Genomic DNA, 13,561 nt, shown 5'->3' with positions numbered 1-13,561 from the left:
GTTTCCTCCAAATATTGATGGGCAAAGTCTGCAGGGAGGATCGTGTCATCCCTGTAAATCAATGATCCCAGTATAGCAGGAAGGTGGCGCGTCACCGATCACGCTTTGGTTAAAGCAGATCCCAGATCAGCTTCAGCGCCATCGCCGTAGAGGTGGCCACCAGCAACGGTTTGATCAATCGGCCGCCCAAACGTTGTGCCATGCTGGCCCCGATCCGCGCGCCCACGATCTGGGCGGCGCCCATGCACAGGCCGGTGACCCACCACGGCGTGACGACAATGGAAAACCCCACCAGCCCCCCGACATTCGAGGCGAAATTCAGAAGCTTGGTATGGGCCGTGGCCCGCAGGATGCCGTGCCCCATCAACGTGACAAAGGCCAGCATGAAGAAACTGCCGGTGCCCGGGCCAAGGAACCCGTCGTAGCCGCCGATCAGGGGCACGATCAGCCAGATGAAAGCACCGCTCGACATGCGCTGCGTGCGGTCATGGTCGTCTAGGCCTTTTTGCAGCAGGAAATACAAGGCGACCGCGATCAGCAAGATTGGCAGGAAGAACCGGATGAACTGGCTGGGCAGGGTCGAGATCAGCAACGCCCCGGCGCAGGCTGCGATAAAGGACAGGCTTGCTGGCAGAAGTTGCTTGCTTGGATCAACATGTCCGCCCCGCGCATAGGCTAGCGTCGCGGTGCCCGCGCCGAATAGGCTTTGCACTTTGGTTGTGGCCAAAGCTTGTAACGGTGTTGCCCCGGCCAAAAGCAGCGCGGGCAGCGCGATCAACCCGCCACCTCCGGCGATTGAATCCACGAAGCCCGCGAAGAACGCTGCGGCCAGCAACAGGGCCAGGATTTCAACGCTGACCTCTAGCATGGGTTAGGCAAAGTCGCTCTTGGCATAGCCTTGCAGGTAAAGCAGGGCCGTCAGATCGCCGTGGTTGATACGGATGTCGCATTCCGCCGCGACCGAGGGTTTGGCATGCAGCGCGACGCCCGCGCCCGCAAGGCCAAGCATCCCAAGGTCATTGGCGCCATCGCCCACGGCCATGACGTCCTCCCTGCTAATGCCAAGGCGTTCGCTGATCTGGTGCAGCGCCTCGACCTTGGCCTCGCGGCCCAAGATCGGCATCTGTACCTTGCCGGTCAGCTTTCCGCCGTCGACCAGCAGGGTATTCGCGCGGTTCTCGTCAAAGCCCAAGGTCGCCGCGACTTTGGCGGTGAACGCGGTGAACCCGCCCGAGACCAGCGCCGCATAGGCACCATTTGCCTTCATCGTGGCCAGCAATTCCTTGCCGCCGGGCATCAGTTCGATCCGGGTGTTCAGAACCTGTTCGATAACGCCTTCGTCCAGACCCTCCAAAAGGCCCACACGTTCGGTCAGCGCACCTTCGAAATCCAGCTCGCCATTCATGGCGCGTGCGGTGATGTCCTTCACGCGCTCGCCGACACCGGCTTCGTCTGCCAATTCGTCGATACATTCCTGCTGGATCATGGTGCTGTCCATGTCCGCCAGCAGCATCTTCTTGCGGCGCCCCTCGACGGGTTGCACCACCAGATCAACGCCTTGCGCCTGAAGGTCGTCCCAGACCTGCCACTGGTTGTCGGGCAGCGCGGGCAAGGTGAATTCGGCAGCCTCATCGGTGGCCAGCCAGACGGCATCCCCACCGCCCCATGCATTGCGAAGCGCTTCGACCAAGCTGGGGTCCAGCGACGGGTTGGTGGGCGAGGTCAGAAGGGTGGCGACGTACATCGGGACTCTCTCGGTTTGTAGACGCGGCGTATAGAGCACGCCGCGTCCCGAAAGACCAGATGTTTACTTGTCGGCAAGCGGTGGCAGGGACCGCAAGTACAGGATGGTGGCGGCCAGATCATCCGACGTCATCTTCGCCAGATAACCATAGGGCATGGGCGGCAACATCGGATTGCCGTCTGCATTGATCCCCTTGGTGATCATGTCCGCGATCTGAGCGTCGGTGTAATCTGCCAGCCCGTCGGGGTGCGAGGTCAGGTTCGCTGCAACCGATGTACCCCAAGGCCCGTGGAAGGAAAAACCGCCACGCCCAAGGTCCGAGGACAGCATTGGCCCGCGTTCGTCGAACGGCGTGTGGCACTCCATGCAATGGGCTACGGGTCCAGCAAGATAAGCCCCGTATTCGACCGTCACCCCCGGCGCTACGGCGGCGACGCTGTCAATGGGCGGGCCATAGGCAGGCGGCAGCGGGATGTTATAGGTCGAGGCCGGAACCTCGGTCGAAACCGCCGGGATCGTGCGCAGATAGGCGACGATCGCGGCAAGGTCATCATCAGACAGCCCGCGATACATCGCAAAGGGCATCGGCGGGCCAATCAAGCTGCCATCCGGGCGCAGGCCCTCGCGGATGGCGCGGCCAAGTTCGGCGTCAGACCAGTCTGCCACGCGACCGCTTGGCGTGATATTGGGCGCATAGGCGGTAAAGGCAGGGTTCTTCTCGACCAGCCGCCCACCAAGGTCCTGATCCATGATGAAACCGTTTGGTCCCATCGGCGTGTGGCAATTGCCGCAGCCGGCTGGCCCCTGAACAAGGTACTCTCCGCGTTGTTCCGGCGTTTCTGCCGAAAGCGGCGAGGTGAGGAATGACAGCCCGGTAAGGGCCACCGTAAATAGATGGAATTTCATTACGTCCCCCTGAAATTTATTGTTGTTGGTATGCGGTCAGGGTCGCACATTTTTGTGGTTTCTCAAAAATCTGCTTTGGCCAGATGTCGCTGACCCGACTCCTCTTGCCCGACAAATCCACCGGCGCGACCAAAAAGGGGGTTGTTGAATCGGCGTTCCTTCTTTAACGCGGCGAGTGGGACACCCTTCCCCAACGAAGGGCATATATCTGGAAGGATACCAGTAATGGCTATCGAAGCACCGGCAGCGCGCCCGGCCAATCCGCGCTTTTCTTCTGGCCCCTGTGCCAAGAATCCTACGTTCACCCTCGACAAGCTGGCTGATGCACCTTTGGGTCGCTCGCACCGTGCCGCCGTTGGCAAGGCAAAGCTGAAAGAGGCTATCGAAACAACCCGCGAAGTTCTGGGCATTCCGGCTGACTATAAGATCGGCATCGTTCCCGCCTCGGATACTGGCGCGATGGAAATGGCCATGTGGTCGATGCTGGGCGCTCGCAAGGTCGAGATGCTGGCATGGGAATCCTTTGGCGCAGGCTGGGTCACCGACGTTGTGAAACAGCTGAAAATCGACGCAGAGACCAAGGTCGCCGAATATGGCGAGATCGTTGATCTGGCGGGCGTCGACACCAAGAACAACGACGTTGTCTTCACATGGAACGGCACCACCTCGGGCGTACGTGTTCCTAACGGCGACTGGATTGCCGATGACCGCGAAGGCATCACCATCTGTGACGCGACATCTGCTGCATTCGCGATGGACCTGCCGTGGGACAAGCTGGATGTGACCACCTTCTCTTGGCAGAAGGTTCTGGGCGGCGAAGCGGCCCACGGTATGCTGGTTCTGTCGCCCAAGGCGGTTGAGCGTCTGGAAAGCTACACCCCTGCATGGCCGCTGCCGAAAATCTTCCGCCTGACCAAAGGCGGCAAGCTGATCGACGGCATCTTCACCGGCGCCACCATCAACACCCCGTCGATGCTGGCGGTAGAGGACTATCTGGTCGCTTTGGACTGGGCCAAGTCTGTTGGTGGTCTGGAAGGCATGATCGCCCGCGCAGATGCGAACACCGCAGCCATTGCAGCCTTCGTCGACAGCAAAGACTGGATCGCGAACCTGGCTGTTGACCCGGCGACCGCGTCGAACACCTCTGTCTGCCTGAAGTTCACCGACGACCGCATTCAAGACGGCGCCTCCTTTGCCAAGGCCGTCGCCAAGCGTCTTGAGAACGAAGGTGTCGCACTGGACATCGGCGCCTATCGCGACGCCCCTGCGGGCCTGCGCATCTGGTGCGGCGGCACGGTTGAAACCTCGGACGTCGAGGCGCTGATGGCGTGGCTGGAACACGCGTTCGAAGCTGAAATTGCAGCTCAGTAATTGATTTCGCGGCCCGGATTTCGGGCCGCTCCCCCCCCCAATTCGAATTTGAAGGAGCCAAGATCATGGCACCCAAAGTACTCGTATCCGACAAACTGTCTGAAACCGCTGTTCAGATCTTCCGCGACCGTGGCATCGAAGTTGATTTCGAGCCAACCCTCGGTAAAGACAAGGAAAAACTGGCTGAAGTCATCGGCAAGTATGACGGTCTGGCGATCCGCTCGGCGACCAAAGTGACCCCCAAGATCCTTGAGGCCGCCACCAATCTGAAAGTCGTCGGCCGCGCCGGTATCGGCACCGACAATGTCGACAAGGTCGCCGCCTCGAAAAAAGGTGTGATCGTCATGAACACGCCTTTCGGCAACATGATCACCACCGCCGAACACGCGATTGCGATGATGTTCGCCGTGGCGCGTCAGATTCCGGAAGCATCGGAATCGACCCACGCAGGTAAATGGGAAAAGTCCAAGTTCATGGGCGTCGAGCTGACCGGCAAGACCCTTGGCGTCATCGGCGCAGGCAACATCGGTGGCATCGTGTGCGACCGTGCCCGTGGCCTGAAGATGAAAGTCATCGCCTTTGACCCCTTCCTGTCGGAAGAGAAGGCCGAGAAGATGCAGGTCGAGAAGGTCGAGCTGGACGAACTGCTGTCCCGCGCGGACTTTATCACTCTGCACGTTCCGCTGATCGACGCGACCCGCAACATCTTGTCGCGCGAAAACCTAGAGAAAACGAAGAAAGGCGTTCGCATCATCAACTGTGCCCGTGGTGGTCTGGTTGACGAAGAAGCGCTGGCCGACCTACTTAAGTCCGGTCACGTTGCCGGCGCAGCCTTCGACGTGTTCGCCGAAGAACCCGCAACCGAGAACCCGCTGTTCGGCCTGCCGAACGTGGTCTGCACCCCGCACCTTGGCGCGGCAACCACCGAGGCGCAGGAAAACGTGGCCCTGCAAGTCGCCGAGCAAATGGCCGACTACCTGCTGACCGGTGCCGTCACCAACGCGCTGAACATGCCGTCGGTCACCGCCGAGGAAGCCAAGATCATGGGTCCGTGGCTGGAACTGGCCGAGCATCTGGGTGCCTTCGTTGGCCAGATGACCGACGAACCGATCAAGGCGATCAATATCACCTATGACGGTCTGGTTGCCGACATGAACCTGGACGCGCTTGGCTGCTCTGCCATCGCGGGCGTCATGAAGTCGGTGAACCCGGATGTGAACGTGGTTTCGGCACCGGTCGTTGCCGCTGATCGTGGCATCCAGATCAGCCGCACCACCCAAGCCAAGTCCGGCGTCTTTGATGCCTATATCAAGCTGACCGTCGTCACCGAAAACCGCGAGCGTTCGATTGCCGGTACCGTCTTCTCGGATGGCAAGCCGCGCTTCATCCAGATCAAAGGCATCAATATCGACGCCGAAGTTGGTGAGCACATGCTCTACACCACCAACAAGGACGTGCCGGGCATCATCGGCACCTTGGGTCAGACCATGGGCGAGAACGGTGTGAACATCGCGAACTTTACTTTGGGCCGTGCGACCGAAGGTGGCGATGCGATCGCGCTGCTGTACATCGACGCGCCGCTACCGGAAGACGTCCGCCAGAAGCTGGTTGGCACCGGCCTGTTCCAGAACGTCAGCCCGCTGCACTTCAACATCGGCTAAGCTTTCTGGTTTGTAGAAAAATTTGGCCTGTCGCAGACATGCGGCAGGCCTTTTTCATTTCAGCCCCCATGCGGACTTACGCGATCGGAGACATCCACGGATATCTGCACAAGCTGCAAGAGGTCCACGCGTGGATCGCGGAAGACCGGGCCCAGACTAGCGATATGGACGCCCCGTTTGTACATGTCGGCGACTACACCGCCCTTGGCCCGGACGTGCGCGGCGTGCTGGCCAGCCTTGCCTCTTATGGGGTCGATGCCGCGACGGGGGCCGAGGTCCTGCACGCAGCCGCCCGGGCGAGGCCTTTTTCTGTCACGCAGGGATTCGGCACTGCGTGGGGTTAGACCGACAGACCGAGGACGTCCTGTTGTGATCCAGGAAAGCGTTCTACGCCTCTGACGCCGACCATGGTGCTTTGATTGTTCATGGTCACGCGCCTGTGAAAGAGGTTAAGCATTACGGTAAACGGGTGAAAATTGATACTGGCGCGGCGTTTGGGAAGGCCCTGTCGTCGGTTGTGATCAAAGGTCGAGAGGCGATTAAGTCAAAGTGTTTCAGTCCTAGGAGAAACGGGATGCTAGCGAAAAAGTCGAGATGGTTTGCTGTCTGTTTCACATTGTTGACAGGTTGGATAATGGGTCTGGCAACAGGTTCATTGGGCTGGGCGGCTTTTGAGATGACTGAACGCAGTGATGTTTTGCACGTCCATTTAGTCGTCCAAGATGGGCAACCCCTGCCGTTTTCAGGTCGAGCGACGATCGAATGGTACTTCGATTATCCATTTAATTCCAATGTGGATATTTACAAGCAGACGTTGCTCTTGGATGACGCGACCCTCGGCGGCACCGCTACTTTTAAGTTGCTGCGCGATAAGAATCTGGTGGCCTGCAATGCAACATTTGAGTTTGAAGAATTTAACGCAAAGGATATCGATTGCGCCGCCTCTTCGGGCCGGGTGGATGTCGTGCTAAAGCCCAAGGTGGGCGGGCAACAGGATTAACTATTCGTTTTTAGAATATCGCCCGCCAGGTAAAGCGACCCGCAGATCAGGATACGGGCGTTGGGGGTTTGGGCGATGATGCTGCGGATGGCGTCTTCGACGTTTTCTGCCGCCGCCGCAGACAACCCCAGCTTCGCGGCCTCTTCCGCCGTGGTCTCGGCGGGCAGGGTCGCGGCCTCTCCGGGGATAGACACGGCCGTCAGGCTGTCGGCCAATTCGGCAAGGGGACGCAGGTAGCCTGCGATATCCTTGGTGTTCAGCATCCCGCAGATCAGGTGCAAAGGTCGGTTTGGCAAGCGCGACAGGGCCTCGGCCAAGGCGACCCCGGCGGCAGGGTTGTGCCCGCCATCCAGCCAAAGCTCGGCGGGGCCTGCGGCCTTAACCAGTGGACCCTTACGCAGGCGTTGCATGCGGGCAGGCCATTCTGCGCGGGTGACGGCGGCCTCGCAGGCGTCTTCCCCGAAACCAAGCGCGCGCAGACCAGCGATGGCGATCCCGGCGTTTTGGACTTGGTGGGCACCGATGAGGTTTGGCAGGGGCAGGTCCAGAAGGCCGGTTTCGTCTTGATAGACCAGACGCCCGCGTTCTTCGGTCACGTGCCAATGCTGGCCGTGCACCATCAGCGGGGCGCCAAGGCGCTCGGCGCGGGCCTCGATCACGTCCAAGGCTTCGTCTTCCTGCGGGCCGACGATGCAGGGCACACCGCGCTTTATGATCCCGGCTTTCTCGGCCGCGATCTCGGGCAGGGTGTCGCCCAGAAACTGCTGGTGGTCGATCGAAACCGGAGTGATCACGGTCAGTGCCGGCTTATCGATGACATTGGTCGCATCCAGACGCCCGCCAAGGCCGACCTCAAGCAGGGTGTAGTCCGCTGGCGTCCGCGCGAAGGCCAGAAGGCCAGCGACGGTCGTAATCTCGAAATAAGTGATGTTGGCGCCGTCATTGGCGGCGTAACAATCGTCCAGAACCTGTGTCAGCGCTTCCTCCGAGATCAGCTCTCCGGCCAGTCGGATGCGCTCGTGGAACCGCGCCAAGTGAGGCGAGGTATAGGCGTGGACGGATTTGCCAACCCCTTCCAGACCGGCACGAAACATGGCCTGAGTCGAGCCTTTGCCATTCGTCCCGGCGATATGGATCACCGGGGGCAAATCGTTCTGCGGATTGCCCAAGGCATCCAGCAAGCGCCAGACACGGTCCAGCGTCAGGTCGATGATCTTGGGGTGCAGGGACATCATCCTTTCAAGGATGACGTCCGAGGAAGCGCGGGTCATTCCGAGGTCGCGGCCTCGGCTTCGGGCGCGGGCAGGTCACCTTTGATCGGCGGGGTCTGCTTGGTCAGCATGCGGATGATGGTGACCAACTCGTCCTTCATGTTCTTACGGTGCGTGACGCGGTCAAGCATGCCGTGCTCCAGAAGGTATTCGGCGCGTTGGAAGCCCTCGGGCAGGGTTTCGCGGATGGTCTGCTCGATCACGCGAGCACCAGCAAAGCCGATCAGGGCGTTGGGTTCGGCGATATGGACATCGCCGAGCATCGCGTAAGAGGCCGTCACCCCACCAGTGGTCGGGTGGGTCAGCACAACGATATAGGGCAGGCCTGCTTCTTTCAGCATTTCAATCGCGATGGTGGTCCGGGGCATCTGCATCAGGCCAAGGATGCCTTCCTGCATGCGCGCGCCACCAGCGGCCGAGAACAGGACCAGCGGGCGGCCGGTCTCAACAGCGCGTTCGGCGGCAGCAACGATGGCGTTGCCGACAAACATCGACATCGAACCACCCATAAAGCCGAAGTCCTGCGCAGCGACGACGACGGAGGTACGGCCAATCTCGCCCTCGGCGACCAGCATCGCTTCTTTCTCGCCGGTTTTCTTCTGCGCCGCTTTCATACGGTCCGGGTATTTTTTCTGATCGCGGAAATGCAGCGGGTCGGCGATGGGTTCAGGGACCTCGACCTCGGCATAAATCGCGCCGTCGAACAGGGCGTCGAACCGGTCGCGCGGGGTGATCGCCATGTGGTGATCGCAGTTGGTGCAGACGTTCTGGTTTTCCGTCAGTTCGCGGTGAAACAGCATGGTGCCGCATTCATCGCATTTCCGCCAAAGATTCTCTGGCACCTCGCGGCGGGAAAACAGCGAGTTGATCCGAGGGCGGACGTAATTGGTGATCCAGTTCATATGCGCGTGCCTGTCTGTGCGTCAGTGTCCCCGAAATAAGGAGGTCGGACACGAATTGCAATCAGGCGCTCACGGAACGTTTCAAAAGTCGCCAAAGCAGATAAAGCAGCGCGAGGTCCAGCAGGGCGGACTTGGCGACCTCTGCCGAGCTTAGGATGTCGAAGGGCGCTGTGAACAAGGACAGTCCCGTGATCGTGCCGGGAACCGACAGGACCAGCAGGGCAAAACAGTTGTTCACGAAATGCAACGCAATCGCCGGGCCAAGCGATCCGGCCCGGGCGGTCAGGTCCATAGCGATTACCGCGAAGACGAAGATGGTCAGCAAAACCGAGAAGGCCCCGACACCAGAGCGTCCATCATAATGCAAGGCGGCAAACACGATCGCAGGCACCAGCATCCAGACCCATTGGGCCTTGAACCGGGCGGCCAGTTGTTGGGGCAGGTAGCCGCGGAATAGCAACTCTTCGGCCGTGACCTGTATCAGGATTAGGGGCAGGGCTAGAGGCAGAAGGGCCAGCCATTGGGCCAGCGGCAGATTTGGGGCGCTGTCCGAACTGGCAAGGAAGTAAAGGCCGACCACCCCGTAAATCGGAACCAGTGTCAGCAGTGTCTTCAGAAAGTCCGGGATCGCGTAATGAATTGGCCCAAATAGCGACAGCGGGCTGCGCCCGTGGCAAGCGCTTGTGGCAAGGAAAACGCCGATCATCATGCCAAAGAAGCTGAACAGCAGGAACAGCACGTGGCCGGGGGTTGATGGCACCCTTAGCCCGCTTAGCCAGCCGAAATAGTTCAGGGGGCCAAGAACCGGGTACATGACCACCGCCATGATGGCGACGAAACCCACATAAGAGAAAAGAAACACGGCCAATCCGACGAACAATCGCCAAAGCTGCGGGCGCTCGCGGGCCGGGGCAAAGAACTGGTCCTGATGGACAAATTGTAATGAGGGATTCGGTGCCATGTTTGTGAAAAGCTAGCGATGATACTGAAATCCGGCAATGCCGCTTGTGGATTTCTTGGCACGGCGTTATTCAAATCGCCAGCCAATTCCCAGGAGGATCGTCATGAAAAACGCCCGTTTCGACAAGTCTCGCTTGCCGTCGCGCCACGTTACCGAAGGCCCGGCACGCGCCCCTCACCGTTCCTATTACTATGCGATGGGGATGACCGAGGAAGAGATTCACCAACCGCTGGTCGGCGTGGCCACCTGCTGGAACGAAGCGGCGCCCTGTAACATCGCGCTGAACCGTCAGGCGCAGTCGGTGAAAATGGGTGTGAAATCCGAACAGGGTACCCCGCGTGAATTTACCACCATCACAGTGACCGACGGGATCGCCATGGGCCACGAGGGCATGCGCTCTTCGCTGGCATCGCGTGAAGCGATCGCGGACACAGTGGAACTGACCATGCGTGGCCACTGCTATGACGCGTTGGTAGGTCTGGCCGGTTGTGACAAGTCGCTGCCGGGCATGATGATGGCGATGGTTCGCCTGAACGTGCCGTCGGTCTTCCTGTACGGTGGTTCGATCCTTCCGGGTCGCTTGAACGGCAAGGACGTGACTGTTCAGGATGTGTTTGAAGCTGTTGGTCAGCACCAAGCGGGCAACCTGTCCACCTGCGAGCTGGAAAAGCTGGAAGCCGTGGCTTGCCCATCGGCCGGTGCCTGTGGTGGTCAGTTCACTGCGAACACCATGGCCTGTGTGTCTGAAGCCATCGGTCTGGCCCTGTTGAACTCGTCGGGTGCGCCTGCGCCGTATGAAAGCCGTGACGCCTATGCCGAGGCTTCGGGCGCTGCGGTCATGAACCTGATCGAAAAGAACATCAAAGCGCGTGACATCGTCACGCTGGAATCGCTGCAGAACGCGGCGCGTGTTGTGGCCTGTACCGGTGGTTCGACCAACGCAGGTCTGCACCTGCCGGCGATCGCCCATGAGGCGGGCATCGACTTCTATCTGGAAGACGTCTGCGAGATCTTCCGCGACACCCCGTATTTCGTCGACCTGAAGCCGGGCGGCCAGTACGTTGCGAAAGACCTGTACGAAGTGGGCGGCGTTCCGATCGTGATGAAAGAACTGCGTAAAGCAGGTCTGCTGCACGAGGACTGCATGACCGCGTCGGGCGAAACCATCGGCGAGGCGCTGGACAAGATCGAAGGTGAAGCTGACGGCAAGGTCATCTACCCGGTCGAAAACCCGATCACCAAAACCGGTGGCGTTGTTGGCCTGAAGGGCAACCTCGCGCCTGAAGGTGCAATCGTGAAGGTTGCGGGCATGTCTGAGGAAGACCAAGTCTTTACCGGCCCCGCGCTGGTTTTCGAATGCGAGCAAGACGCTTTCGAGGCAGTTCAGAACCGCGCATACAAAGAAGGCGATGTCTTCGTGATCCGCAACGAAGGCCCCTCGGGTGGCCCGGGTATGCGCGAAATGCTGGCAACCACTGCAGCCCTGTCCGGTCAGGGCATGGGCAAGAAGGTGGCGCTGATCACCGACGGCCGTTTCTCGGGTGCGACCCGTGGCTTCTGCGTGGGTCACGTTGGCCCCGAAGCGGCGCACGGTGGCCCGATTGCCCTGCTGAAGAACGGCGACATGATCACCCTGAACGCGCTGACTGGCGAGCTGTCGGTGGATCTGTCCGACGAAGAGCTGGCCAAGCGCAAAGCCGAATGGTCCGGCCCGCGTGAAACCATCTATGCCTCGGGTGCGCTGTGGAAATTCGCGCAGCAGGTTGGCGCAACCTACAAGGGCGCGGTCACGCACCCGGGCGGCAAAGCCGAGAAGCATGAGTACATGGACCTTTAAAAAGCTTGCAGGGCTGGCGTTAACGCTGGCCCTGCCTGCCTGCGTGGCCTCGGACGGGGCCGTGGTGTCGCGCTCGTTGCCTCGTGCCGTGTCGGTTACAGATGCTAATGTGGTCGTGACGGGGCCTTCGGGCTATTGCATCGACCAGCGTTCTGTCACCGAGCAGGATCAAGGCAGCTTTGTCCTGTTGGCCAGTTGCGATTCCCTTGCCCGCGGGCGTCGGGTGCAAAACCAATCCGAACCATTACTGCTGACGGCGTCTGTGTCGGGTGTGCCCGGCGTTGTGGGCGATGCTTCTGTGCTGAAGCAGTTCTTTACCTCTGAGCAGGGACGTCAGGCTTTGTCACGCGACGGGCGTGCCAGCACGGTCGAGGTGCTGCACATGTTCCGTCGCGACGAGGCCTTTATCCTTCATGCCCGTGACACCAGCAGTGGTTTGGGCGACGGCCTGAGCGAAGACTATTGGCGCGCCTTCATCGAGGTGAAGAATCATATCGTTACGGCGTCAGCCATTCCGTTCCAGAGCGCACCGGTCAGCGACGATGAGGCCCTGTCGGTCCTGTCAGCCTTCCTGAAACGCATTCGCGGCGCCAGTGGGGCCGCTGCCAATTAGAAGATGATCTTGGCTTGTTCCTTTTCCTGCTACTAAGTAGAGAGGAGGCGACTTGAACAGGCGATCTAATGGCAACTCAACGACGCAATTTCCTATCCCGACTGGCCGAGAGGAAGCTCTTGGCGCGCTGGACGGATCTGGCCGACAAGGCGGACCGAATGCCGGTGTCAGAGTTGCGTAACCTGCAGCAGCAATTGCGCCCTATGGCCACCGAATTGTCCCGCTTTGATCGTGCCGCAACCGCCCGCCTTAACGGGCGTTCAGACGCGATCCTGAAGCCTCGTGGCACCGATTGGGCCTATCGCCCCCGCCTGTGGCGTGAGCCATTGGCCAAGCCGGGACAATGCTCTGTCACCTCGCCTGCATCGCTGGATGGGGAAACGAGCCTGTTCCACGATTGTGAATTGGCAGAGATCAGTTTGCGGCAACAGAGAACCCGCAGTGCCGACGCCCTGTCGCCCTATGACTTTCGGCTAGAGGTTATGCACTTCCGCGGCAGTTTCCTGTCGCTGTCGATCGACCTGCCGCCGTCGGTTCTGGAAGGGCTGGACAGCCAGCACATGTTCGAGGTTGCCGCGGAACTGAAGGTTGACCGCCCCTCGATGATCTACATGCGGCTGAACCTGCGCCACGACCAAGAGGCCAAGGAAATCCTGCAAAACCTGCCGCAGGATGCGTTGACGCAGCCGGTCACCTTTGACCTGTCTTATGCGGATATCGAACCGCGCATGGTGGACAAGATCTGGCTGGATGTGATCTTTCCGGATCCGGCGATGAACCTGTATTCCCTGTCCGACCTGACCCTGACCCGACGGCCCCGGGCCGAGTTCTAGGAGCCCGAGATGAGCGAACTGACCCTGACCAAAACCGCGTTCGAAGGCGGTGTCTGGACTGGAGTTCTAACGGGTGTGCCTTCGGGGCAAAGCACCCCTGTCCTGCAGGTGTTGCTACGCGGTGAGGTTATTACAACTGCCCAAACCTCAGAGGGTGACGGGCGCCACGAAATCCGCATCGACCTGCCTGCAAGCGTGATGGGCGAGGGGGTGCAATCCTTGCTTATCGTCCCCGCAGGTGAAACGACACCGCTGGCCACCATTCGTCTGGTTGCAGGCGCGCCCCTGGAGCAAGATTTACAGGCAGAAATCAACGATTTGAGGGCAGAGCTGGACCTGCTGAAATCAGCCTTCCGCCGCCACTGCGCAGACACTGCGTAATAATCTTTCGCCATTGGTTAAAATTGTTGCTGAAGGTGACGCGGCGTTCCTCGTGACTTGAACGTTAACTTGGTGATTGTG

General features: G+C 60.0%; 14 protein-coding genes. 8 read left to right on the top strand and 6 right to left on the bottom strand.

The features are described 5' to 3' along the window. Window positions 1-109: 109 nt before the first annotated feature. From CLM58_RS00775 to CLM58_RS00765, 3 genes are all read right to left on the bottom strand, one after another. On the bottom strand, window positions 110-868 hold the full coding sequence (locus CLM58_RS00775; protein WP_095594011.1) for a TSUP family transporter: 759 nt from the start codon (window positions 866-868) through the stop codon (window positions 110-112). 3 nt (window positions 869-871) lie between these two features. Further along, window positions 872-1,744: a phosphoserine phosphatase SerB gene (gene serB, locus CLM58_RS00770; RefSeq protein WP_095594010.1), complete on the bottom strand. Its 873-nt coding sequence runs from the start codon at window positions 1,742-1,744 to the stop codon at window positions 872-874. A 63-nt stretch (window positions 1,745-1,807) separates the two neighbouring features. Beyond that, window positions 1,808-2,650: a c-type cytochrome gene (locus tag CLM58_RS00765; protein WP_143226490.1), complete on the bottom strand. Its 843-nt coding sequence runs from the start codon at window positions 2,648-2,650 to the stop codon at window positions 1,808-1,810. A 225-nt stretch (window positions 2,651-2,875) separates the two neighbouring features. Between CLM58_RS00765 and CLM58_RS00760 the strand changes: the two genes are divergently transcribed. From CLM58_RS00760 to CLM58_RS17220, 4 genes are all read left to right on the top strand, one after another. Continuing rightward, on the top strand, window positions 2,876-4,021 hold the full coding sequence (locus CLM58_RS00760; protein ID WP_095594009.1) for a phosphoserine transaminase: 1,146 nt from the start codon (window positions 2,876-2,878) through the stop codon (window positions 4,019-4,021). Between the two features lie 65 nt (window positions 4,022-4,086). Then, on the top strand, window positions 4,087-5,682 hold the full coding sequence (gene serA, locus CLM58_RS00755; RefSeq protein ID WP_095594008.1) for a phosphoglycerate dehydrogenase: 1,596 nt from the start codon (window positions 4,087-4,089) through the stop codon (window positions 5,680-5,682). A gap of 38 nt (window positions 5,683-5,720) precedes the next feature. Beyond that, complete coding sequence (locus CLM58_RS17300; protein WP_229666164.1) at window positions 5,721-6,026, top strand: hypothetical protein; 306 nt, start codon at window positions 5,721-5,723, stop codon at window positions 6,024-6,026. A gap of 290 nt (window positions 6,027-6,316) precedes the next feature. Further along, window positions 6,317-6,682 (top strand): hypothetical protein, encoded by a 366-nt coding sequence (locus tag CLM58_RS17220; protein ID WP_198950953.1) that lies wholly within the window; start codon window positions 6,317-6,319, stop codon window positions 6,680-6,682. On the opposite strand, the gene CLM58_RS00745 is transcribed toward CLM58_RS17220, so the two are convergent. The 3 genes from CLM58_RS00745 to CLM58_RS00735 all read right to left on the bottom strand — a co-directional run bounded on the left by CLM58_RS00745 (window position 6,679) and on the right by CLM58_RS00735 (window position 9,816). Then, window positions 6,679-7,953 (bottom strand): bifunctional folylpolyglutamate synthase/dihydrofolate synthase, encoded by a 1,275-nt coding sequence (locus CLM58_RS00745; protein ID WP_095594007.1) that lies wholly within the window; start codon window positions 7,951-7,953, stop codon window positions 6,679-6,681. The genes CLM58_RS17220 and CLM58_RS00745 overlap by 4 nt on opposite strands. After that, window positions 7,950-8,855: an acetyl-CoA carboxylase, carboxyltransferase subunit beta gene (gene accD, locus CLM58_RS00740; RefSeq protein ID WP_095594006.1), complete on the bottom strand. Its 906-nt coding sequence runs from the start codon at window positions 8,853-8,855 to the stop codon at window positions 7,950-7,952. Before accD ends, CLM58_RS00745 begins: the two co-directional genes overlap by 4 nt. Before the next feature lie 61 nt (window positions 8,856-8,916). Beyond that, entirely contained in the window at window positions 8,917-9,816 is a 900-nt protein-coding gene (locus tag CLM58_RS00735) for a CPBP family intramembrane glutamic endopeptidase (protein ID WP_095594005.1), read from the bottom strand. 103 nt (window positions 9,817-9,919) lie between these two features. Here CLM58_RS00735 and ilvD point away from each other — a divergent pair, with 103 nt between their 5' ends. The 4 genes from ilvD (at window position 9,920) to CLM58_RS00715 (ending at window position 13,480) form a co-directional block, all read left to right on the top strand. After that, window positions 9,920-11,653, top strand: a complete 1,734-nt coding sequence (ilvD, locus tag CLM58_RS00730) for a dihydroxy-acid dehydratase (protein ID WP_095594004.1) — start codon at window positions 9,920-9,922, stop codon at window positions 11,651-11,653. Then, a complete protein-coding gene (locus CLM58_RS00725) occupies window positions 11,634-12,266 on the top strand; it encodes a hypothetical protein (protein ID WP_143226489.1) in 633 nt (210 codons plus the stop codon). Before ilvD ends, CLM58_RS00725 begins: the two co-directional genes overlap by 20 nt. A gap of 68 nt (window positions 12,267-12,334) precedes the next feature. After that, window positions 12,335-13,099 carry a DUF6478 family protein gene (locus CLM58_RS00720; protein ID WP_143226488.1) on the top strand — a complete coding sequence of 255 codons (765 nt, stop codon included), beginning with the start codon at window positions 12,335-12,337 and terminating at the stop codon, window positions 13,097-13,099. Between the two features lie 9 nt (window positions 13,100-13,108). Beyond that, a complete protein-coding gene (locus CLM58_RS00715) occupies window positions 13,109-13,480 on the top strand; it encodes a hypothetical protein (RefSeq protein ID WP_095594001.1) in 372 nt (123 codons plus the stop codon). Window positions 13,481-13,561: the final 81 nt, after the last annotated feature.

Source organism: Actibacterium pelagium, from assembly GCF_002285415.1.
Lineage (GTDB): Bacteria > Pseudomonadota > Alphaproteobacteria > Rhodobacterales > Rhodobacteraceae > Actibacterium_B > Actibacterium_B pelagium.
The sequence above is the reverse complement of the archived record's forward strand: the minus strand, read 5'-3'. Positions and strand labels throughout refer to the sequence as shown.